The organism is Paenibacillus montanisoli (assembly GCF_003268025.1).
In the GTDB taxonomy this organism is placed as follows: Bacteria; Bacillota; Bacilli; order Paenibacillales; family Paenibacillaceae; genus Paenibacillus_Z; species Paenibacillus_Z montanisoli.
This window is the reverse complement of record NZ_QLUW01000002.1, coordinates 273,719-295,088: the sequence shown is the minus strand read 5'-3', so window position 1 is coordinate 295,088 and position 21,370 is coordinate 273,719. Positions and strand designations below refer to the sequence as shown.

Sequence of the window (21,370 nt, the reverse complement as noted above, 5' to 3'; positions counted from 1 at the left end):
GGACCGGTTATTTCGTTTGCTCGTTAGGAATCGCCGCATCGAAACGTTTCTTACATATTTTTTCCTTCAATGGTTACTTTAAGGAAGTCAGTCCTGTTAGGAGGGATACGCGTGAAGCTAAGTCCATCAGTGGAAGAGACAGAACAATACTTCAAGCAGCTGTTCATCGACCAAAGCGACTTTCAAGCGAAACGGCTGGTCATCGGTGGAACGGAGTTTAGGCTGTTTTATTTCGACACGTTGATTGATCCCTCCAATGTGCAAGACTTTATCTTGAAGCCGCTGCTTCTTCGTCCGCAGGATCCTATTCATGAAGTCGTATCGATTATCGACTATGCGGAAACCGAGCAAGCAGATGAAGCGGTTCACGCGATCATGTACGGCAAAACCGTGCTGCAGCGCAGCGGGGAGAGCAGGCTTTATCTGCTTGGAGCGGATCTAAAGAAGGAGCGCTCGATCAATATCCCGTCCAATGAACGCGTGCTGCGCGGCGCGAACGAAGCGTTCATTGAAAATATAGATACGAATCTCAACCTGATGAGAAAGCTGATCAATACTACGGATTTCGTCGTCAAAACCTATACGCTGGGAAGGCTTTCGCAAACGAAAGTCGCTATCATGTACATCAAGTCGATTGCGGATACGTCTTTTGTAAACGAGGTAGACAGAAGGCTTCAAAGCATCGACATCGACTACGTCGAAGCCCCGGGATTTATCAATGAGCTGATCCAGGATCAAAAGTTCAGCTTATTTCCTCAGCTGCTCATCACGGAACGTCCTGACCGCGCAAGAGCCTATTTGATGGAAGGCAAAGTCGTCGTCTCCACTGCCGGGTCTCCGGACGTGATCATAACGCCGGTATCGTTCTGGTCGTTTTTCCAAAGCTCCGACGACTATCAGATCAGCTGGATACTAGGCACGATCTTTCGGCTGCTTCGTATATCCTGCTTCTTTATTGCAATCGGTTTGCCTGCCGTTTACGTATCCGTCAGTTCCTTCAATCCGAACCTGCTGCCGATCAATTTCGTCAATACGCTGCAGAGCTCATTGAAATACATCACGTTCCCGCCGGTGGTCGAGGCGCTTGCGATGATGCTGCTGCTCGAAATTTTAAGAGAAGCAACGATTCGGCTGGCCAGTCCCGTCGGTCAAACGATCGGCGTCGTCGGCGGTATCGTCGTCGGAACGGTCGTCGTGCAGTCGAATCTGGTCTCCAATACGATGGTGATCGTAGCCGCTTTAACGGGACTGGCATCGTTTATTATACCGTCGTACGAGATGAGCAGCGCCATTCGCCTGCTGAGCTATCCGGCGCTCCTTCTTGCCTCGCTGTTCGGGTTATTCGGACTTGCTTTCTTTTTTATGATGATTTGCATTCATCTATGCCAAATGAATACGATAGGCCTCCCTTATTACACGCCTCCGTTCGCCATGAATCCGGCGAAAGATACGCTGCTTCGGGCTCCCCTGTGGGCGAAACGTACGCGGCCCTCCGGAACGGCGAAGGCCAATAAAACAAGGCTGCGGAATCCAAGGGGGTGGAAACGATGAGCAAGGAGGAAACCATCAGCGGAAGGCAGCTGTTCGTGTTGGTGTTCATGACGCAGCTTGGGACCGAAGTCTTATCGCTGCCGCATGCAGAGGCTGGAATTGCCGGTCATGATACTTGGCTTGCCGTGCTGCTAAGCGGACTGTTTGCGCAGGCGGGCATCGTGTTGATTTGGTGGGTTGGAAGCCGGTACCCGTCACTGAATTTCTTTGCTTACACATCCCGTATCGTAGGCAGGCCGATCGGGGCATGCCTCAATTTGATCTATGGCTGCTACTACGTCCTATCCGGATTCTTATTGACGCTATCCTATTCCGATATCCTGAATCGATGGATGTATATCCTTACGCCAAGGTGGATCATCACCCTCATGATTCTCATCGTTGGCGGCTATGCGGCGATTTCCACGCTGAAAAGGATTGCCTTTGTTTCCCAATCCTTCATGATTCTTGCGATTCTCGGTTTCTTGCTCATCGTCTTTAGCGGGATCTACGGGTTTGACATCCGGAATTTGCTGCCGGTTTTGACCGACGGCTGGTATCCGGTCATGAAGGGAACCTACACGGCATTTACCGCTTATGTAGGCTATGATCTGTTGCTTTACGCTTACCCGTACGTGAAAACGCGGAGCAAGAAGAAGGTGTTGCTCGCAATGACGCTGGCAAATGCCTGCACGGCCGTGTACTACATCGCGGTTTGCCTGATCAGCACCACGACGTTCGGCTTGAAACAGCTCCTCGTGATCCCGGAGCCGCTGGTCTTTATTTTGAAAAACTATCGGGTCGAGGTTCTGCAGAGCATTGACAACTTATTCCTTATTGTCTATGCCTGCATTGTATTGGCAACGATCTATGTATATTTCTACTTGGCGGCTAAAGCATTTCAGCATCTGCGCGGCAGTGGCTTGGGCAAACAGCAGATGTGGGTATGGTCCATTGTAGTGATTTGCTTCATAGGCGGTTTCTTCATTGAGAAGCGCAGCGACATTCGGCAATGGGCAGAGATACAGGATCGGTTGTCTGTTATTCTTGTCGTCGCTCTGCCGTGCCTATTGCTTATGGTTTCCGCGATGCGCGGCGTTACGAGGAGCAGTCTATGATGAGAGTGATTGCGGCGTTTATCATCTGCCTGCTGTTGACAGGATGCTGGGATCAGACTCAGCTGAAGAAGCTCCTATTCGTCGATGTGGTCGGCCTCGATTATGCAGGCGACAGCAAGCAGATTCAATTGAATTATGTCATTTCATCGCTGCGGGAAGCCAGTCAGGGCGGAGGCAAGCCATCTGGACTATTCGTTCAGTCAATAGGCGGCACCCTCTATGATGCGGTGAATAACACGAATAAGGAAATGCCAGGCGTCCTTAACACGCTAGAGACCAGGTTATATCTGATCAGCAACCGATTCGCCAAGGATGACCCGCTAAGCTATCTGAATAGTACCGCTCAATTTATTTCCAATCCGTTATACGCTTACCTGGCGGTATATGACGGCGATCTTCCGAAGCTGCTGGCCAAGAAGAAGGTGAAGAATCTGACCGTAGCGGATTTCTTGGTCGGCATACTGGATGAGGAGAAGAAAAGAGGGAGAATACCGACTAACAAATTACTCCACCTTATTCTCGGAGGTACGGAATTCCTGAATGATTTCGCGCTAAACCGGTTTGAACCTTATGGAGAAGAAGCCCGTCTTGCAGGTACCGCTTTATTCAGTGACGGAAAGTATACCGGGGTAAACTTAGACAATGAGGAAACCCAACTGGCCTACCTGCTGGAAGGAGCCAAGGGCAGAAATCAGTTCTTCTTCAGTCAAGCTGAAGATAAGAAATTTTCGGCTTTGCTCCTGAACGCCAAACGGAAGTTCCATATCCTTTCAACAAGTGAAAGCGTGCGGGAAATCATTATCTCGCTCAAATTGGATTTGAAATTAGTCGAAGATGGAAATGGAAGTAAAAACTACACGAAAAAAATAATGAATGACCTGGAGAAGACCATAACGGCAGATCTTACTGTAAAATCGGCTAAAGTGATTGCGACATTGCAAAAGGCGAATTGCGATTACTTACAGCTAGGGCATGAGGTGGCAGCATATCATCCAAATCTGTACAAAGCAATGAACTGGCGCGAGCAGTATCCGAAGCTTAAGATTAAGCCGATCGTAAAGGTAAGAATACTCAACACCGGAATTGTGGAATAACAAAGCTAAGCCTGCACTTGATTACGCTGCGGGCTTTTTTGCAATTTACAAACGAACATACATTCGCTAATATAGGTGTTGGATGAAATTACCACAAGCGCGGTACCATGATCAATTGAGAGGAGAGGGTATCTATGCAAGAGGAGATTGCCATAGATTTGATCGAAGTGGCGCCGTTCAAAGCGTTGGCTGTACGGACAGGGATGACGCCCGACAAGAGCGGGACAAGAGAAGCATGGAGCAAGCTTATCGCGCACGTACCGCTTGACGATGAGCGGCTAGTGGAAGGACCTTCAGCATTTGTATTCATTCCGCAGGAGCAATGGAGTCAGCAAGTCGATACGCTTTGGGTTGGACTGGCCGTCCACGAATGCGGAGTTGTACCGGATGGTGTTGAGTCTTTGGAGGTAAGCGGCGGGCTATGTTTGTCGGCTCGCGTAAACGGAGATGAAGCGCATATGTGGCGTGCGTATGATGCGATTTTCTCTTGGGCGGAGCAGTCGCCTGAATATGAGTTTGACCGCCGTGAAGGCGTACTTGGAATGGAAACCGTGCCATTCGAGCCATTTAACGCGCTTACCGTTCCATATTCGGAGATCAAAACGTTCAACTATACGATGCTATATCCCGTGCGCAGAAAGTAATTATGAATGATTGGAAAACCGCGAATATCGCGGTTTTTTTTCATTACTCTCTACTCTATTTCTTTTTCCTTAAAACTTCAAAAACGCCAAGAAGATTGATGAATAGAAAAATATACAGCAGTGTTCGATCATCAACCCCCGCAACCTTCGCAAGACCGCCAACGCTACTCAACATTCCACCACACTCCAAGTTTGTCTTTGTCTGTTCAGCTTATGCCCATGAGTGGGAAAGTATGGTAAAATTGGTCGGGGATATGTTTATGTAGGTACATCATGGAAGGAGGCAAAAATGGCCTATATTCGTTTAATTGTTTTAGTTTTGGTCATGGAAGTAATCATAACGGTCGTAGTCGGGCTTGGCATGTATGTTGGATTTTCCGTTTTTCCATTCATGCAAGCGCCCGTAACGACTTCAGGAACAGCCGTTCAGTCTGCTGGCGTTAACGCAACCATACCGTTATATATGCCATCGCTTTCGGATCTAAAAGCTCCCTATACGTACCTGAAGAACAACGGACAGTCAGCTTGGGGGATTATGGCATTCGCAGTGTCTGCGGCGATTATCGTAATGCAAAGCTTTATTCGAGGAATGTACCTAGGTGGGCTAAAAGGATGGGTTCAAGACCGAAGAACGGTCCCGCTGCTAGCATGTGGACGAAGGTATTTCCGGGACCTGTTAGCTTGGTCGATTTTTCAACATCTGATTGGCGTCGTAATCATATTTATAGCAGCCGTCTTCTTTCCAGTAAGTCTGATCTTGATGATCGTCCTGTTGTTCTATTCGCTTACGCCATATCTCATCGTTCTCCAAGATCTTCCGTTCCATGAATCACTGGCCAAGGCGCCGCGCTTGTTCAGACGGTATTTCAAATCTCTGCTGCCGCTCGCGCTCCTCGCCCTGTTATGCACGATGATTATCAGTTCCTTTCGATCGCTCATGCCTCCGATGGGCTACGCGGTGCCGCTAGTCGCATACGCGTGCATTGGAACGCTGTTGATCGGAGCGCTGATGAATCAGCTAACCATGAAGCTAAAGGAGGATCTGGAACGGACTCCGAATCTGCCGTTTGGGGAATTTCGCAGCCGTCGTACCGTTAACTATTTATCCGTTCTTCTAGTACCGGCTGTAGTCGCGGCAGGTATTTACGCATATACCGGCAAACACTTAAACGTTCTCGATTTTGGCAGTAAAAAAGAGCTTAACGGGGTCTCGTTCCATTCGAATTTTTCCGATGTCTTCTACTCGTCCGAGCAGCGGTATACCGCATATGAGTGGCAAGCGAACGATTACCGGATATCGATTCGTCTTCCTGATTTGACCGGGGATCAAAAGCCTGATGAACTGCGGGGGATAGCGGTCATTACCTGGCAAGTGAGTGAGGAAAGAAGCGTCGTCAACGGGAACATTACAAATCATTATGTAGAACCTGTTACGCGAAAGAGCCGATTGATGTACCGGCTTGTTCGCGAGACTTCGGAAGACGGCAGCAGCTATTATAGCAGCATGAACGGCTCAGCTTCCATTCTCCTCGGAAAGGAGCGTCCGCAAGATCCACTGGCCGTGCAAGTCATGCTCAGCGGGGACGGCAGCCAACTTTTCGTCCTGCAATACCCGGCCCGCTTCGACATCTCGCAAGTATTCCGTGTTTCGAATGATGGGCGGTACTTGATAACAGGAACTAGTCCGGTAAATCCCGCAGATTTTCGCACCTATTGGTTCTCTGCCGAGCAGCGTGCAGATCAGGTATTCGAGATTCTGGCCGCTAAAAACCAAGCCAATTATATTCCATCGCTTAACCGGTCTTATTTGGCACTTGCCTGTGCCTTACAAGAAGGAGACGGGCGCATGGTTGTCGAGGTGTTGGATACCATGCGTCGGGGTGACGTAGACGTTCAAGCGCCCGACTGGGATGAGAAGACATGGTCGGACTACTTGCGAAGCCAATATAAGGGCATCGACATGCAGCAGACACTGGCTTATATGTCCGAGGCTGGCGCTCAAGGGACTTACGCAGGTATGGAACAAGTGGACGAGAGTAACGAAAAGACGGGCTTATACAAGTTCGAGGTTTCATTCCCGCGTGACCCAATTCCAATCCTTTATAAGGAATCGAAGGAAGACGGCAGATTATTGTCAGTTCAGGTAATGATAGGAGAATCATAGGGTCATGCTTGTGCCGCCATGCGATTGGCGGCACTTTTGGTTTTAATATGAAATTGGATTTGGAAAAGTTTCTCTTTTCGGTCAATGTCGGGTTGATTATACTGATAGGGCCAGGTAGGCATTCATAGAGATAATTGAAAGGAGTACAATTATGCCGTTGCCTTTAGTTCATATGACGATTACGGATCGGATGTTTAGACAGAAGGGGATGGAAGTGAATGCTCCATTTTTGTTAGGGTGCATTTCTCCGGATGCCATACATATGAGGGAGAATACGACTAGGGAAGATAAAAACAGAACCCATTTTGATATTAAGGAAGGCTGTACCGTTAACGAGCTCTTTCAGAGGATGCGTCCCTTTATAGATGAACATGATGGTGGACAGTGGAACATGTTTGCTCTCGGGTATGTCTCTCATGTATTGACGGATTTGATCTGGACGCATACGATTTACGATGATTTTAAACGAAAAGCGACAGCCGACCATATTGAGGATTTACGAACTCTGTACTATGCTGAAACCGACCAAATCGATTTTAATCTATATCGAAATGAACCCTGGAGACCGCAAGCATGGGAGGCATTGCAGAATTGCGCCCCTCCAACAGTTTCAAGCCTACTGTCGAAAGAAGAAGTAGAAAAGTGGAAAAAGCGTATCCTCGAATGGCATACTCAACTTGAAAAGGAGCCGTGTATCGAGCCAAAGTACATTACCGAAGAGAATGTACGCAGCTTCATCGAGGACACGTCGGTGCAATTGGTCCGTCTTTTTGAGCAGGCGAGGTGCTTCTAATAGTTAAACATATTGTCATTTTCTTTTGTACAGCTATCGTTTTATTAATAGTTATCGGGTGCAGCAAACAACTGCCAGACGAGCCTGTAAGACCGACGATTACATTGAATAAACAGAATATTGGGTATCTCGATGGTCAATCATGTTGGTTTGTCGCTGACCAGGAAGCAGGTGTATGTGCTGATCCACCGCATCCGGATACGTTCAAAAAAAGCATTAGGGAAAAAGCAGTTGTTGCAGACTCTGAAGGAGTAATCCGAATCAGGTTTCCAATTAAGCCTGACGACTTCACGTTATCCGTTTCAGATTCAAATGGTCGCGAGGTATCAATAGGTAAACTAGAACAAGAAAGTTACCAACTTCCAAAAAATCCAGGGTATTATCAGTACCGTTTGTCGGCAGTCTGGGAGGAAAGAAACACAGCTTCGTATCACTTTGGCATTCAAATAAACAAATGAGCAGAGGTATCCGTGATTAGCATCCATTTATTAAGAGAACAAGACGAAGAAGATCTAGTTGAGTTTGAGTCCCAAAATAGGCTCTATTTTGCGAAATATGTACCGGATCGTGGCGATCCCTATTTTATCCGCGATAATTTCAGATCGATCCTGCAAGGCCTGCTTGAAGAGCAATATAGAGGGTTGTCTTACTTCTACATCGTAAAAAACGAAATGAATTCCATAGTCGGACGCATTAATTTAGTTGACATTGATATCGACAAGCGGTCAGGTCATGTCGGGATATTTCGGAAATCCATGCCAAGACAACCCCTATCAACGTCGCTTACCAGAGGGTATAGGAAAAACTGAACTTTAGTAAGACACGAGCGGAAAGAGAAGCCGAAACGATGCATCATGAAAAGTTGGATTTCATCCATTATTTGCGCACGTTAACCTAAATGAAACAGAACACGAACGAGAAAAGCAGTGAACTCGCAAAAAGAGCTCACTGCTTTTATGTTTCTATCAGCTTACGAAGGCATCGGCGTCGGCGTAGCTTTTGCATAACCTTCCGAGAAGGTCTGGTCAATAATCGTACGAATTTCTTTGACGGACTTCCCTTTTATTTTCATATCGGCTGTCATCATGGCAATATCCATACATACCCCGCATCGCGTGCCATGATCATCCCAAACGACAGTTCCATCCGATTGGACTTGTTGAATAAAGCAGTTCAAATTACTTTGATGACCGGCACTGTCCCCGCATCCGCAATAGCAAGGAATGTAGGGGAGTACATCCGAGACGCCGGCAGCTGCTGCATAAGCTAACTTAACATGATCGGATGCGTGATCCAAAAATGCGGGAAGTTCCTCAAGAGATGCTGTGGTTTCGCGCAGATCGCCGTTTGCGGCATGATGCGTATCATCATGTTCCTTATTACCGCCACAGCCGCTTAGAAGCATGCTTGCCGTCAGAACAGACAGAACTGCAGCGTGTAATCGTTTCTTCAAAGTCAACAACTCCTCCGGGGCAACTGCGAATCATGCACCGATTATACCATAGGCACGAATGACATGATCGCGGTTGCATGTGGCGCAATTTCGAACGATTTCAGGCAGGGTACCATAAGGAATTGGTACTATTCCAATCCACTCGTTCTTCATACAATCGAATGGAATCGCATCGAAGCTTATACTGGAGGTCAATACATTGAACGTTCTAAAGAGATGTAGTTTGTGGTTAACCATGCTTGCTTTAGCAGTAGTCGTATACAACATGACGGGCCGGGACGACAAAAACTTATTATTGTTTTTTACGAGTCCGCCTTTTTGGGTGACGGAATATGCTGGCTGTCGAATTCCCACTGCCGTGCATTATGTTTTGGATGTAACGTTTTGGTTTGGGCTTGGAACGATCATTGATCTTATGGTAAGAAAGAGAACTCCTTGATCTTCCGGTTGATCTGTTCGTTTCATGCAAAAAGAGCATGCTTCCAATGAAAGCATGCTCTTTTTGATGTTTTATGAAGATAAATCTGACATGGGACGAACAGGACTGCCGATACCTATTGGCTTACCAATTCCTTCAGCTTAGACGCTAGCTGCGTTCGGATCTCCTCAACCTTCGAGAAATCCGTCGCCCCTGCATAGATGGCTTTTAATTGGGAATCGATGGCCTCGGCTTGAGCCAAGCAGGCGGTGGCTTCCTTCATTTTAACCGAATAGCGGTCTTTAATGGCGGCGATCTCCGCTGCATAGGCTTCATCGGTGCCGGAGGTAATTGTCAGGGGATACATATCCAGGATTTCGTCACCGTTCCGATCCGGAAAATATTCATGAGGGGCGGTGCTGTCGAAGATGGCTGTGCTGAGCTCCGGGAAAATCAGCATATCCAGGCTGTTAGGGTCAAAGCCGCAATGGAACACCTGTACTTCGAGGCCTTTCTTCTCGGCCGCGGCAGCCAGTTTCTTGAGCAGCGTCGATTTGCCTGACCCTGGTCTTCCTTTGATGAAAATCCGTCTCTCGAGCTGAGCCGTCAAGCTTTGAATATAGTCGAATGCGCCTTTCGGTGTGGCAGCTCCGAAGAACATATGCCGTCCAATTGTCGGAGTATCCGATTCATGACCCGCGAACAGATCTCGAATCAGCCCCTGCGTCACCTGATCCGCTTTCTCGAAATCCATGTTCTCGATATAATATTTTTCCCATTCGTCATGAATCCTTAATGCCGTTAAAAATGTTTCGTAGGCTTTAGCATAGGCACCATCAAGTTTGCTTTGAAGCTCTTTAATCGTGCTTGCATGGTCGGGGGTGAAACGGCTGTTATCGAGCGGTTCCTCGAAGTCCACATGCACAATTTCACACGACTCGTTCCCCGTGATGCCTTCACAGACTCGCCCATCAACGACGCCGATCTTCAAATCCGTTGCGATGATTCCATCCAGCTCGGCGGGACGAAGAGGGGAGTGGAAGCACTGCACGTGCTGGCCTTTCTCCAACAAGCTGTCGCTCAAGCTGCGAATGACGGTCGATTTTCCGGTACCCTGAGGACCCGAAAGGACAAAGATTTTGTTCAATCCTTGAAAAGCTTGCCGATACAAAAAATGGGCTCCGCGCGCTGTATTGCCTCTGGCAAAGTAGTGGGATGATTTGTTCATCACCTATAACACACTCCTTTGTGGGATAAATGCCTATGTCATTTGTATATTCATGGCGATGGTGAGAGGTGTCGGGAAATCGTAAGCGGCCGAGAGTCAGGACCGTCCTTCAATAAGGTCGTTTTTTCGCGGTATTTCGTGCTTTATTGGTTTACCTTATAAATGCTATAAGATCATCTGTATTGTTCAGCCAAGCTTTGCATGTTACGTTATGTATATGAATGTTTGCAATCGAATCCGAAAAATCGGAATTATCCGAGGCTAATCGAGTGAGGTGGGTTGAACGCATGCTGCAAGTAACGAACAGTCCATTCGGGCAGGAGCAAGTGGAATTGCTAAACCGCTTGCTCCCCACATTGACGGAAGGGCAAAAGATTTGGTTAAGCGGTTATTTAACCGCATTCCAGGCCGCGGGTACTCAGGCGGGTACGGCAGCTCCGCAAGGAGTGCCGGCAGCAAGTATACCGGCGGTATCCAAAGAAGTGACGGTGCTATTCGGGTCACAAACCGGAAACAGCCACAAGCTGGCGAAAAAATTGGCCGGCAAGCTTCAAGATCAGGGTCTTCAGGTCACGACGTTATCGATGATCGACTTCAAGCCAAACACGCTAAAGAAAGTGGAGAACCTGCTCATTCTCGTGAGCACGCATGGCGAAGGGGACCCGCCGGACAATGCGATTTCGTTCTACGAATATTTGCACAGCAAGCGGGCGCCTCAATTGAGCGGGATGTCTTTCTCGGTCTTGGCGCTCGGCGATACGTCCTACGAGTTCTTCTGCAAGACGGGCAAGGACTTTGACCAACGTCTCGAAGAGCTTGGGGCCAAGCGGATTGCGCCGCGCGTCGATTGCGATGTCGACTTCGACGATGCTTCCGAGCAGTGGTTCTCAAGCGTGCTTGCGTCCCTGGGACAGGCGGCGGCAACGGCTCCATCGGCAACGGCGGTCCTAGACTCTCCGGGCGCCGGAATCGGGCAACCAACGGAATATTCACGAGCTAATCCGTTCCAAGCGGCCGTGCTTGAGAATTTGAATTTAAACGGGCGCGGATCGGATCGGGAAACGCGTCACCTGGAGATTTCGCTGGAGGATTCCGGCATTCAATACGAACCTGGCGACAGCATCGGCATTTATCCGCAGAATCATCCGCGTCTAGTCGACGAGCTGATCGAAGCGATGGGATGGCAGCAGGATGAACCCGTATCGCTCCCTAAAAGCACGGAGCCGTGTACGCTTAAAGAAGCGCTGACAAGCCACTATGAAATTACGGTGCTGTCCGCGGCATTGATAGAGAAGATTGCTGCGATTGCCCCGAACAGCGGATTACAGCATTTGCTTTCGGCAGGCAATGAGCAGGAATTAAGAGCCTACTGCAAGGGCCGCGATCTGCTTGATCTGGCTCAGGACTACGATTTGAACGGCATAGATGCAGGAGCGTTCACGGCCCAGCTGCGAAAATTGCCGCCGAGATTGTACTCCATATCCAGCAGTGCCAAGGCCTATCCGGAAGAGGTTCATTTGACGGTCCGCAAGGTGCATTACGAGAACGCGGGAAGAGTCCGCTACGGCGTCTGCTCGACCTTCGTATCGGAGCGCCTTGAACCGGGACAAAATCTGCCGATCTTCGTGCAGGATAATCCAAACTTTAAGCTGACTTCCAATCCGGATACGCCGATTATTATGATCGGTCCCGGCACCGGAGTAGCACCATTCCGCGCTTTCCTTGGCGAACGCGAGGAGCTTGGGGCGGAAGGTAAGACTTGGCTGTTCTATGGCGATCAGCATTTTGCAACGGATTTTCTGTATCAAGTCGAATGGCAGCGCTGGCTCAAGGAAGGCGTGTTAACCCGCATGGACGTCGCCTTCTCGCGGGATACGGATCAGAAGGTATACGTACAGCATCGCATGCTCGAAAACAGCAAGGAGCTGTATCAGTGGCTGGAAGAAGGAGCCGTTGTCTACATCTGCGGTGACGAGAAGAAGATGGCGCATGACGTTCATGCCGCGCTGCTGACGATTTTGAAGCAAGAAGGCGGTTTGAGCGAGGAAGACGCAGCTGCATACTTGTCCAAGATGCAGCAGGAGAAACGCTATCAACGGGATGTCTATTGAGCCTAGGGGCAGAAGAAAGCAAGGAGGCAAAGGCATGTCAGACAATAACCTGCTATCGCCTAACAGCGCGCCGCACAGCGACGTCGAGGCAATCAAGAGCAGAAGTAACTATTTGCGAGGAACGCTGGAGGAGTCGTTGAAGGACCGGATTACCGGCGCCATCTCTGAAGACGATAACCGGCTGATGAAATTTCACGGAAGCTACATGCAAGATGACCGCGATTTGCGCAACGAACGAAACAAACAGAAGCTGGAGCCGGCTTATCAGTTCATGGTGCGCGTTCGCGCCGCCGGCGGGATTGTAACGCCAGAGCAATGGCTCATGATGGATCGGATTGCGCAGCGGTATGCCAATGGGACGATTCGGTTGACGACGAGGCAGTCTTTCCAGCTGCATGGAGTCATCAAGTGGAATATGAAGAACGTGATCAAGGAAGTCAACGATGAGCTGCTCAGCACGCTTGCAGCATGCGGTGACGTCAACCGCAACGTTATGTGCAACCCGAATCCTTATCAGTCTGAGGTCCACGAACAGGTATACGAGTGGGCGAAGAAAGTGAGCCATCACCTCGATCCGCATACGCGGGCCTATCACGAAATATGGCTCGATGAGGAGAAAGTGGCGGACAGCAGAGACGGAGAAGAGCAGGAGCCAATTTACGGAGCTGTCTATTTGCCGCGTAAATTCAAGATCGGTTTTGCGATTCCGCCGGAGAATGAGGTCGATGTATTCTCTCAAGACTTGGGCTTCATTGCGATTCATGAGAACGGGCAATTGCTCGGTTTCAATGTCGCTGTCGGCGGCGGCATGGGGATGTCGCACGGCGATCCGAAGACATATCCGCAAGTGGCGCGCGCGATCGGGTTTGTTACGCCGGAGCAGCTCGTCGATGTGGCGGAGAAGACCGTTACTATTCAGCGCGATTACGGCGACCGCGCGGTCCGGAAGCATGCGCGGTTCAAGTACACCATTGACGACCGCGGCATCGAGTGGTTTATCGACGAGCTGCAGCAGCGGCTTGGATGGAAGCTGCAGGAAACGCGAGCCTACAAATTCGACCGTAACGGAGACCGTTACGGCTGGGTGAAGGGAAACAACAACAACTGGCATTATACATTGTTTATCCAGAACGGCCGAGTGAAAGACGAGGGCGGTTATCAGCTCATGACCGGCTTGCGGGAGATTGCCAAGATCCACAAAGGGGATTTCCGCCTTACACCGAACCAGAATCTGCTTATTGGCAATGTATCCAGTCAGAAGAAGAAGAAAATCGACCAGCTCATCGAGACCTATCAGCTTACGGATGGAGCAGCTTACTCTGCGCTGCGCAGAAGTTCGATGGCCTGCGTAGCGCTGCCGACTTGCGGTCTGGCGATGGCGGAGTCGGAACGCTACATGCCTACGCTGCTCGATAAGCTTGAATTGATTTTGGATGAAGCGGGTCTTCGAGACGATGAGATCGTCATCCGGATGACAGGGTGCCCGAACGGCTGCGCCCGCCCGGCACTGGCGGAAATTTCATTCATCGGCAAAGCACCGGGCAAATACAATATGTACTTGGGCGGCGGCTTCGTCGGAAACCGGCTCAACAAGCTCTATCGTGAGAATATCGGCGAAACCGAAATCCTAAACGAGCTTCGTCCGATCTTAAACCATTACGCCAAGGAACGCAAGGATGGCGAGCATTTCGGAGACTTCTGCATTCGTGCAGAGTACGTCAAGGAAGTCCATTCGGGCCTTGATTTTCATGACTGATCACGCACAAGCAGTGAACCCTTAGCGGGTTCACTGTTTTTTTGGTCAAACCTATCATTCATAAACAAAAGGCGGTATTGCATAGTGAAGTACCCGGATATTGAAACAAACCTTCAATCGCAGCGGCTTCTTCAGAAGCTGGGTTTCATTCAGGAACGTGAACCGAAGGAAAATTTACTATATTTTACATTGAGCAGCAGGGGATAGTAACCTCGATATCGAATTTTCTAGTAAAGCACATGTAATGAGGTGAGCAGATGATTCCCATCACTTCTTTAGAGGATTTCAAAACGTATAAGGGAACTCAGGGGTACTTTATCATCGCCGATGACGTGAACGGCCGGAAGATGCACTCGAACCGGTGTACCGCAGTCGATATCACTCATTTTCGAACGAAGGTGCTTGAGAAAGAGGGTCAGCATGGCCGCTACTTTTTTACGGAAGACTTTTTTGAAGCCAGAGAATACCCGAAGGTAAAGAAGTGCGAGCTATGCCGTAAATTCATGTAGGGGGCGATCTTCAAATGCAGACGCGTCAGGTTGAGCGAGTGGACAGAGGGGAAATCCGGCTGATAGGGTTCGAGATTATCCAAAGCTTGAATCAAGTCCTAGAATCGAAAATCGTCGGCACACTGCGCGAGAACCTGGTGCAGCGGAGGGATGAGTTGGAAGGCGTATTGAACGCGGGCGTCTATTTGGTGCAAATCTATCCGGAAGACGGATATTGGACCCACGATCGACCGTACCGTCACATTATTGCGCTTGAAGTTGCCGAACACCAGACGCTTCCAGCAGACATGATCGCCCATACACTGCCCGGCGGACAATATGTGAAAACGATCCATCTAGGCCCGGAATCCCGGATTTCGGAAACCTACGAATACATCAACGAGCATCTCGGTCATCGGCCTGTCGACATCGAATATTGGCACGATGTTCATGCCTTGGAACGGGAAGACACTGTAATTGAGATGTATTTTCCGGTTGTATAATAATACGAAAAGCCGCATAATCGCGGCTTTTTTCATGTAGTATTGGAGCGATTAATTTTACATGCTGCTGACGTCGACGCCTGTTCGACCGCTGTAGCCGTGTGAATGAGGGTTTCGGCCATCAACCGTCGTAACCCCTTCAAACACATGATAATGCCCTCCATTGGGAAGGGCAATCGCAGGACCGGTCGTTCCTTGGATGGTATGGGTATGGCCCTGGCTGACAAATGTGACCGTACGATAGTTGTGCGTATGAGGTACGCCGGTTGGGGCAGGGGCGGTCCAATTCACATACTGATGATCATGACCGTCATTTACGGTGGTCATCCCGGATATGGAATGAATATGGGTTTGGCGAGAACTGCCGTCCCAAGATGTGATAAAGAGCTTGTGGGAGTGGAGGGAATCATCTTCACCGGAATCGATGATAAATCCTGTAACGGGGATTTTCATGCTCAAGCTCCTTTCAGGATCAATGATTACTTGTATCGGGATAGTGTATGGCGGAAGAATGCGGCCGTGTAACGGCATTTGCCTATACAGTTCAAGGTGAATATGCTATTATAAGTCAGGCAATTTATTCCATATCTCGGGAGGCAAAGCTCATGCTAGAGCAAATGAAAGCAACTCCAATCAAGCCCATTTTGCCCGCGGTATTTGTCTATGTAACCGATATAAAACAATCCGTAGACTGGTATTGCCGGTTGCTGGGATTGCCGAGTCCGGAAACGGCCAGAGAAGATATCCATATTTTTAATTTCAGCGACAGTCGTTGTTCGAATCTATTTCTAGAGAAAAGAGAGAAGGTAGACCCTTCTACGGCGCCCATGTTCAGCTTAACGGCACCGGATCATCAATCCGCTTTGCAATTCCTCACTGATCTTGGAGTTGAAATTGTCTATAAGGATGCGGAAGTCATCCACTTTAAAGACTTGGACGGAAATGTATTGATGGCTTGCTCGATTTAACGAATAAGAAGGAGTTGCGGCGGCGACTTCTTTTTGTTTTAAAGGAAAGGAGTGAGGAATTTTGGTTTCAAATAACGACTACAAAGCATTGCGCAAAACGTTTGACCAAGCCGCCGACCTCTATCAACAGGCCCGGCCGGACTACCCGGACGAATTGTTCGGCGAGCTGATCCGTGCAGCAGGCTTGAAGTCTGGGGATCATTTATTAGAAGTTGGCTGCGCTACAGGCAAGGCTACAATCTCGTTAGCCAAGCGCGGATTTTCGATTACATGCGTAGAGCTTGGCGCTGCGCTTGCTTCTGCTGCACGTCGAAACCTTGCCGGTATGGACGCAAACGTAATCGAGGGACGGTTTGAGGATTGGCAGCCCGAGGCGGGAAGGAGGTTTGATCTAGTATTCGCCGCAACAGCTTGGAACTGGATCGATCCCGAAGTCCGGTACGCCAAGGCATGGCAGGTTCTGCGTCCCGGCGGACACCTGGCATTCTGGCATGCAGCCCATGTGTTTCCCGATGGCGGAGATCCGTTCTTTCGTGAAATCCAAAGCGTGTACGAAGAATTAGGCGAGGGGAAACCGGACGACTCATTCTGTCCGCGGTCAGGCGAATTGCGTGAACAGAGTGAAGAGATTGAGCGAAGCGGCCTGTTCGAGGTCGTTCATATTCGGCATTTCGACTGGGAGCGTATCTATCAGGTTGAGGCCTATATTCAGCTGCTCCGAACATTTTCCGGCCACATCCTGATGGAGAAATGGAAGCAGAACAAGCTCTTCAGCGAGATTCGCGAGCGTCTCCTTCGACGACCGGATCGATCGGTTCGCCGTCATTGGGGCGCAGTCCTTCATGTTGCCCGCCGGATAAGTGATGTGAAATAACGATTTCCGTGGCGTGGTCAGCCGAAGCGTAAATATCGAACTCTAGTAAAAAAGGAAGTTATAGAAGCAAAAGAGGCGTTCCCTAAGCAGCAAGTGCCAGCTTATAGGAATGCCTCTTTTTTCATGTCTGGATCTCGGGCTTCCGCAACAGGTCCGGCTCCGCGCGGTGATCACGCTTTCGGAGCAACTGGCGCAAACTGTCCCAGTTGACGATAATTGTCCCCGTAATGATCGTAACGACGCCGAGCTGCGAAACCCAAGTTACCGTTTCGTTATAGAACGACACGCCGACGATCAACGCGATGAGCGGAGAGATATACAGCCATGTGGACGGAAAGACAGGGTTCGTCTTGGCGACGAGCCAGTAGAACAGGCTGTGTCCGACCATGGAACCGATGACGATCAAGTAGAGCATGGAGCCGATCGCTTTCGGCGCCAGCATGTTGCTGACATTCAGCGGTTCTGTGCAAACCGACAGCAGCAGCAGCAGAATCCCGCCATAGAGCATTTGAGCGGCATTCAGCGCAATCGGCGACGTGTCCCGGAAGCGCTGAATGACTCCTTTGGAGTAGAGCGCACCTGCGCAGTAGCAAAATTCGCCGACTAGAATGGCGATGCTGCCGATCACCCACCATTTGCTGGCCGACACTGTCAAGCTAGGCAGCAGCAGCAATATTACGCCGGCAAAGCCGATGAAGCAGCCGACGAATGCCCGTTTGTCGGGCAGTTTCCGCAGCGCAATCGTTTGAAGCACGAGTATCATCATCGGTCCTGTAGCTGACAGCACCGCTGCGATACCCGAGCTGACGTATTGTTCGGCCCAGTACAAGGTGGAAAACGTACCGAAAGTCAAACCGATGCCCGTCAGCAGCATTTCTTTGCGCAGCAGAATGGACCAGCGGGCTTTTTTCCTCCACACCATCCACAGAAATAAAATCAAGCCGGCGGCAAAGAAGCGCACACCCGCTGAGAAAAACGGCGGCGCCGAAGCGTCTACGCCGATCTTGATCGCGAGAAACGTCGTGCCGAAAATAAGACATACAATCAAATAGTTGACAATAATCATAGCTGCTCCCCCTTTGTTAAGTATCATACTCGCATGCAAATAGAACAGAGGAATAGCGATAGAACAGATTCGATTGAAAATCGTGTACAATGGTAACAACGTAATGGGGGCGAGAGCGATGCTATACAGACAAGTCTATGAGTATGTGGTGAATCAGATCGAGCGCGGCGATTGGAACGCTGGGGAGAAGCTGCCTTCGGTTCGTCAGCTGGCATTGGAGCTCGACGTCAACCGCCTGACGGTGTTTAAGGCGTATCAGCATCTCAAACAGGAAGGCAAAGTCGAGGTCAAAGAGAAATCGGGCTACTATGTGGCTAGCAGGCACAAGCCGCAGGTCGAATCGGATGATTCAGAGCGCCATTGGAAAAACAAGTTATCCGAAATCCAGCGCAAACCCGCTATTTATCAGTTTTCGACGGCGATCATCGATCCGAACTTGCTGCCCAATTTGTTCCTGTCGGACTATGTGAAACAAGTGTTCGATATCTATCCGAAGCTAATGGGCACGTACTCCACGGCACAAGGGGATGAGGAATTACGCGAGCACTTGAGCAGGTACATGGTTCGAAAGCACCGGCTGCAGCTGACGGCAAGCGAGCTGCTTATCACATCCGGCGCGCAGCAAGCGATCGACTTAATCGCTCGTACGTACATACGGCCTATGGATGCGATCATGGTCGAGCGGCCGACGTATAGTGCGGCGCTGGACGTATTTCGTGCGTATGGCGCCCGTTTTTTTGCCGTGGACATCACGCCGGAAGGCTACGATTTGGAGAAGGTTGAGCAGGTGATGAAGCAGCACCGGCCGCGATTTTTTTACATGAATCCGACCTTTCACAATCCGACCGGTTACACGGTGCCATCGGCGCAGCGCAAGCAGCTTGTCGAACTGGCCGAACGTTACCGCTGCCTGCTCATCGAGGATGATGCGTTTAACGATATGTATTTCGATCAGCCGCCGCCGCCGCCGCTGTTCTCTTACGATACGGAGGGGTGGGTCGTGTACATCCGCAGTTTTTGCAAATATGTCGCCCCGGGGCTGCGAATCTGTGCGGTAATGGGGCGCAAATCGGTCATTCAGCCGCTCATCTCGTCTAAATCGTTGGCGGATAACGGTACTCCTCTCGTCAATCAAAAGATTTTTCTGCATTACTTCGAATCCGACCGCATGCAGCAGCATTTGAAGAAGCTGCGCATTGCCCTGCAAATTCGGCGCGACATTATGGAGGAAGAACTGATCCAAGCGCAAGCGCCTGACTGGCAATGGGTCAGTCCAAAAGGCGGGCTGTATCTGTGGATCAAGCTGCCGGATGGTTTCCCGGTGACTCCTTATTTGGATGAATGTTTGCGGCAATCCGTATCTTTCATTCCGGGCACGATTTGCGATCCGATGAACGCTATTGATGACCGCATCCGATTGTGCTTTTCGTTCGTCAATGAAAGTCAACTGCGCGAAGGCGTGAGGCGGTTAGTAACGATCGCGAGACATTTCTAAAGCTCGACAGGCAACATAATGAACCGAAATCTCGTCTTAATGTTCGAGAAGGAGAGGTGTTCCATGAAACGACAATTACTATTCAATCTGCTGCTGGTTAGCTTAGCCGTACTTGTCGTTAGCTGTGATCCGCGGATGGAAACGAGCGGCAGCAACGATGAACCTTCTACAACATCATTAAGCGGCGATTCCGGGAATGCCCCGCAAGTCGATACGGCTGACCGGAATCCGGCAGGTACCGGCACGATCAATGCGGCGGCTGAACCAGGCGGAGTTCGCGGTTTTTTGGACGAACAACAGATTGCAAATGGCGATATCTATCTGAAAGACGGGAAAGTATACATCAATATCGTAGGATTGAATGATGAGATCAGGCAATTGCTTGCTGACCAATATGCAGCCGGCACTTATCAATTAGTCCATGTTGCTCATTCGATTGAAGAGCTTGAAGAGGCACAGCAGAAGCTTAGTGATCGCGAGCTTTATCGTACATTGAATTTATACGGCTCCAATATTGATGTAATAAAGAACAAACTTATCATTTCGATGCCCGATACGAGTGAAGCTAAAGCAAAACCGGAAATTGAACGACTGATCGACCCAGCGTTGATCACTTACGACATCCAAGCCTTGAGCGAGAAAGCGGAGTTTGTCGGAACCATTGTAAAGATCGACCCTTCACATCGTCAGATTCTCATTCTTGAAGAGGGTAAGGAAGAGCCCAGTATCCTATTCGGATTCGGGGAGCATTCGGAAATCGTCAATGCACAAGGAGCTCCGATCACATTTGAAGATCTTAAAGAGCAGCAAGAGGTACGACTATGGTCAACAGGAATGTTTAACGATTCCCTTCCCGTTCAAACTTCAGCACGAAGACTGGAACTCATCGATGAAACAACAAAATAGGGAATGGGAATTAAGGAGGCGATGAGGTGGCTCCAAAGCATTTCGTATCTGCAGCAGCCAAATCGTTAGAGGTAGGTTTTTTCTCGATCGAAGCCGCACTCGAGATGGTCACTTGGAGAAATTTCAAGCAACGAATCGAGCTATGTTTACAAGAAGAGCAGCATCCGTTTTATGTGGAGTTTTAATGATCGATTATAAGGAGGCGTACAATGCGGGTAGGTTTTTTAATTATTGACATGCAAGCGGTCTATTTAGAGGACCTAGACAAGAAAGTAATCGAACATGCGTGTGCTTATATCAATCATGTTTCAGGTCTCATTCGCGATAAAGGCCATGTAGTCATTCATATTCAAGATGTTGAAGGCATGCTAGAATCGAATCGTGAATCATTCGGGATTATTCCAGAAGTCCGCATTGATGAATCCGACTTGAAGGTGTCGAAAGAGAGCTCCAATGCATTTTGGCAAACCGAACTGGAACAAATTTTATTGGAGCAAAACGTTGAATTGGTGATTATCGCAGGCTTTGCGGCAGAGCATTGCGTCTTATTTACTTATAATGGAGCCATAGAGCGCGGATTCAAAGCCGTACTCTTGCAAAACGGAATTTTAAGCACGCATGCCGACATCATCGCTTCCACATATCGAGATCGAAATCTGATCTCGCATACCGCAATCAACTATCTGGCTGAGCACTCACATTGATCTGCATTCTCCCCTTGCGCTAAAATAAAGGGATGATTGCATTTTTTTACGCTTAAA

General features: G+C 49.3%; 20 protein-coding genes and 1 pseudogene. 17 read left to right on the top strand and 4 right to left on the bottom strand.

The features are described from left to right. Positions 1 to 111 precede the first annotated feature (111 nt). The 7 genes from DL346_RS10605 to DL346_RS28780 all read left to right on the top strand — a co-directional run bounded on the left by DL346_RS10605 (position 112) and on the right by DL346_RS28780 (position 7,801). Positions 112 to 1,551 (top strand): spore germination protein, encoded by a 1,440-nt coding sequence (locus DL346_RS10605; protein WP_112882101.1) that lies wholly within the window; start codon positions 112 to 114, stop codon positions 1,549 to 1,551. Continuing rightward, positions 1,548 to 2,648: a GerAB/ArcD/ProY family transporter gene (locus DL346_RS10600; RefSeq protein ID WP_112882100.1), complete on the top strand. Its 1,101-nt coding sequence runs from the start codon at positions 1,548 to 1,550 to the stop codon at positions 2,646 to 2,648. Before DL346_RS10605 ends, DL346_RS10600 begins: the two co-directional genes overlap by 4 nt. Further along, the gene (locus DL346_RS10595; protein ID WP_112882099.1) at positions 2,645 to 3,742 is read left to right on the top strand and encodes a Ger(x)C family spore germination protein; all 1,098 of its coding nucleotides are present in this window, start codon (positions 2,645 to 2,647) and stop codon (positions 3,740 to 3,742) included. The genes DL346_RS10600 and DL346_RS10595 overlap by 4 nt, the downstream gene beginning before the upstream one ends. A 134-nt stretch (positions 3,743 to 3,876) precedes the next feature. Further along, positions 3,877 to 4,386 carry a GyrI-like domain-containing protein gene (locus tag DL346_RS10590; protein ID WP_112882098.1) on the top strand — a complete coding sequence of 170 codons (510 nt, stop codon included), beginning with the start codon at positions 3,877 to 3,879 and terminating at the stop codon, positions 4,384 to 4,386. Positions 4,387 to 4,675: 289 nt separating this feature from the next. Next, positions 4,676 to 6,550: a hypothetical protein gene (locus DL346_RS10585; RefSeq protein ID WP_112882097.1), complete on the top strand. Its 1,875-nt coding sequence runs from the start codon at positions 4,676 to 4,678 to the stop codon at positions 6,548 to 6,550. A 151-nt stretch (positions 6,551 to 6,701) separates the two neighbouring features. Continuing rightward, entirely contained in the window at positions 6,702 to 7,343 is a 642-nt protein-coding gene (locus tag DL346_RS10580; protein ID WP_112882096.1) for a zinc dependent phospholipase C family protein, read from the top strand. Beyond that, a complete protein-coding gene (locus DL346_RS28780) occupies positions 7,334 to 7,801 on the top strand; it encodes a hypothetical protein (RefSeq protein ID WP_133257515.1) in 468 nt (155 codons plus the stop codon). Before DL346_RS10580 ends, DL346_RS28780 begins: the two co-directional genes overlap by 10 nt. 512 nt (positions 7,802 to 8,313) lie before the next feature. On the opposite strand, the gene DL346_RS10570 is transcribed toward DL346_RS28780, so the two are convergent. Both DL346_RS10570 and DL346_RS10565 read right to left on the bottom strand, forming a co-directional pair. After that, complete coding sequence (locus DL346_RS10570; protein WP_112883060.1) at positions 8,314 to 8,748, bottom strand: PCYCGC motif-containing (lipo)protein; 435 nt, start codon at positions 8,746 to 8,748, stop codon at positions 8,314 to 8,316. Positions 8,749 to 9,350: 602 nt separating this feature from the next. After that, complete coding sequence (locus DL346_RS10565; RefSeq protein WP_240633197.1) at positions 9,351 to 10,442, bottom strand: nucleoside-triphosphatase; 1,092 nt, start codon at positions 10,440 to 10,442, stop codon at positions 9,351 to 9,353. Positions 10,443 to 10,729: 287 nt separating this feature from the next. Between DL346_RS10565 and DL346_RS10560 the strand changes: the two genes are divergently transcribed. From DL346_RS10560 to DL346_RS10545, 4 genes are all read left to right on the top strand, one after another. Next, entirely contained in the window at positions 10,730 to 12,553 is a 1,824-nt protein-coding gene (locus DL346_RS10560; protein WP_112882093.1) for an assimilatory sulfite reductase (NADPH) flavoprotein subunit, read from the top strand. A gap of 34 nt (positions 12,554 to 12,587) precedes the next feature. Then, a complete protein-coding gene (cysI, locus tag DL346_RS10555) occupies positions 12,588 to 14,309 on the top strand; it encodes an assimilatory sulfite reductase (NADPH) hemoprotein subunit (RefSeq protein ID WP_112882092.1) in 1,722 nt (573 codons plus the stop codon). A 257-nt stretch (positions 14,310 to 14,566) separates the two neighbouring features. Further along, on the top strand, positions 14,567 to 14,818 hold the full coding sequence (locus tag DL346_RS10550; protein WP_112882091.1) for a hypothetical protein: 252 nt from the start codon (positions 14,567 to 14,569) through the stop codon (positions 14,816 to 14,818). A gap of 14 nt (positions 14,819 to 14,832) precedes the next feature. Continuing rightward, a complete protein-coding gene (locus tag DL346_RS10545; RefSeq protein WP_112882090.1) occupies positions 14,833 to 15,300 on the top strand; it encodes a GyrI-like domain-containing protein in 468 nt (155 codons plus the stop codon). Positions 15,301 to 15,357: 57 nt separating this feature from the next. Here DL346_RS10545 and DL346_RS10540 read toward each other — a convergent pair whose 3' ends face one another. Beyond that, positions 15,358 to 15,753, bottom strand: a complete 396-nt coding sequence (locus DL346_RS10540; protein ID WP_112882089.1) for a YmaF family protein — start codon at positions 15,751 to 15,753, stop codon at positions 15,358 to 15,360. Between the two features lie 152 nt (positions 15,754 to 15,905). On the opposite strand from DL346_RS10540, the gene DL346_RS10535 reads away from it, so the two are divergent. Together DL346_RS10535 and DL346_RS10530 are read left to right on the top strand one after the other, a co-directional pair. Beyond that, entirely contained in the window at positions 15,906 to 16,268 is a 363-nt protein-coding gene (locus DL346_RS10535) for a VOC family protein (protein WP_112882088.1), read from the top strand. Positions 16,269 to 16,329: 61 nt separating this feature from the next. Then, positions 16,330 to 17,142, top strand: coding sequence for a class I SAM-dependent methyltransferase (locus tag DL346_RS10530; RefSeq protein ID WP_112882087.1), 813 nt, complete (start codon positions 16,330 to 16,332; stop codon positions 17,140 to 17,142). Positions 17,143 to 17,263: 121 nt separating this feature from the next. Here the strand turns inward: DL346_RS10530 and DL346_RS10525 are convergent, their stop codons facing one another. After that, positions 17,264 to 18,208, bottom strand: coding sequence for a DMT family transporter (locus DL346_RS10525; RefSeq protein WP_112882086.1), 945 nt, complete (start codon positions 18,206 to 18,208; stop codon positions 17,264 to 17,266). A 118-nt stretch (positions 18,209 to 18,326) separates the two neighbouring features. Between DL346_RS10525 and DL346_RS10520 the strand changes: the two genes are divergently transcribed. The 4 genes and pseudogenes from DL346_RS10520 to DL346_RS10505 all read left to right on the top strand — a co-directional run bounded on the left by DL346_RS10520 (position 18,327) and on the right by DL346_RS10505 (position 21,313). Then, complete coding sequence (locus DL346_RS10520) at positions 18,327 to 19,703, top strand: aminotransferase-like domain-containing protein (protein WP_112882085.1); 1,377 nt, start codon at positions 18,327 to 18,329, stop codon at positions 19,701 to 19,703. 63 nt (positions 19,704 to 19,766) lie between these two features. After that, complete coding sequence (locus DL346_RS10515) at positions 19,767 to 20,609, top strand: hypothetical protein (RefSeq protein ID WP_112882084.1); 843 nt, start codon at positions 19,767 to 19,769, stop codon at positions 20,607 to 20,609. A 62-nt stretch (positions 20,610 to 20,671) separates the two neighbouring features. Next, positions 20,672 to 20,794, top strand: a pseudogene (locus DL346_RS10510) (NUDIX hydrolase); the annotation flags it as partial. A gap of 24 nt (positions 20,795 to 20,818) precedes the next feature. Beyond that, on the top strand, positions 20,819 to 21,313 hold the full coding sequence (locus tag DL346_RS10505) for a cysteine hydrolase family protein (RefSeq protein ID WP_112882083.1): 495 nt from the start codon (positions 20,819 to 20,821) through the stop codon (positions 21,311 to 21,313). Positions 21,314 to 21,370: the final 57 nt, after the last annotated feature.

What these genes read in the sequence shown, in the direction of transcription:
- DL346_RS10585 (WP_112882097.1), top strand. Translation starts at nt 4,676, where the DNA reads ATGGCCTATATTCGTTTAATTGTTTTAGTTTTGGTCATGGAAGTAATC.
- DL346_RS10520 (WP_112882085.1), top strand. Translation starts at nt 18,327, where the DNA reads ATGCTATACAGACAAGTCTATGAGTATGTGGTGAATCAGATCGAGCGC.
- DL346_RS10545 (WP_112882090.1), top strand. Translation starts at nt 14,833, where the DNA reads ATGCAGACGCGTCAGGTTGAGCGAGTGGACAGAGGGGAAATCCGGCTG.
- DL346_RS10535 (WP_112882088.1), top strand. Translation starts at nt 15,906, where the DNA reads ATGCTAGAGCAAATGAAAGCAACTCCAATCAAGCCCATTTTGCCCGCG.
- DL346_RS10600 (WP_112882100.1), top strand. Translation starts at nt 1,548, where the DNA reads ATGAGCAAGGAGGAAACCATCAGCGGAAGGCAGCTGTTCGTGTTGGTG.
- DL346_RS10515 (WP_112882084.1), top strand. Translation starts at nt 19,767, where the DNA reads ATGAAACGACAATTACTATTCAATCTGCTGCTGGTTAGCTTAGCCGTA.
- cysI (WP_112882092.1), top strand. Translation starts at nt 12,588, where the DNA reads ATGTCAGACAATAACCTGCTATCGCCTAACAGCGCGCCGCACAGCGAC.
- DL346_RS10550 (WP_112882091.1), top strand. Translation starts at nt 14,567, where the DNA reads ATGATTCCCATCACTTCTTTAGAGGATTTCAAAACGTATAAGGGAACT.
- DL346_RS10590 (WP_112882098.1), top strand. Translation starts at nt 3,877, where the DNA reads ATGCAAGAGGAGATTGCCATAGATTTGATCGAAGTGGCGCCGTTCAAA.
- DL346_RS10565 (WP_240633197.1), bottom strand. Translation starts at nt 10,442, where the DNA reads ATGAACAAATCATCCCACTACTTTGCCAGAGGCAATACAGCGCGCGGA.
- DL346_RS10505 (WP_112882083.1), top strand. Translation starts at nt 20,819, where the DNA reads ATGCGGGTAGGTTTTTTAATTATTGACATGCAAGCGGTCTATTTAGAG.
- DL346_RS10580 (WP_112882096.1), top strand. Translation starts at nt 6,702, where the DNA reads ATGCCGTTGCCTTTAGTTCATATGACGATTACGGATCGGATGTTTAGA.
- DL346_RS10540 (WP_112882089.1), bottom strand. Translation starts at nt 15,753, where the DNA reads ATGAAAATCCCCGTTACAGGATTTATCATCGATTCCGGTGAAGATGAT.
- DL346_RS10570 (WP_112883060.1), bottom strand. Translation starts at nt 8,748, where the DNA reads ATGCTTCTAAGCGGCTGTGGCGGTAATAAGGAACATGATGATACGCAT.
- DL346_RS10525 (WP_112882086.1), bottom strand. Translation starts at nt 18,208, where the DNA reads ATGATTATTGTCAACTATTTGATTGTATGTCTTATTTTCGGCACGACG.
- DL346_RS10595 (WP_112882099.1), top strand. Translation starts at nt 2,645, where the DNA reads ATGATGAGAGTGATTGCGGCGTTTATCATCTGCCTGCTGTTGACAGGA.
- DL346_RS10560 (WP_112882093.1), top strand. Translation starts at nt 10,730, where the DNA reads ATGCTGCAAGTAACGAACAGTCCATTCGGGCAGGAGCAAGTGGAATTG.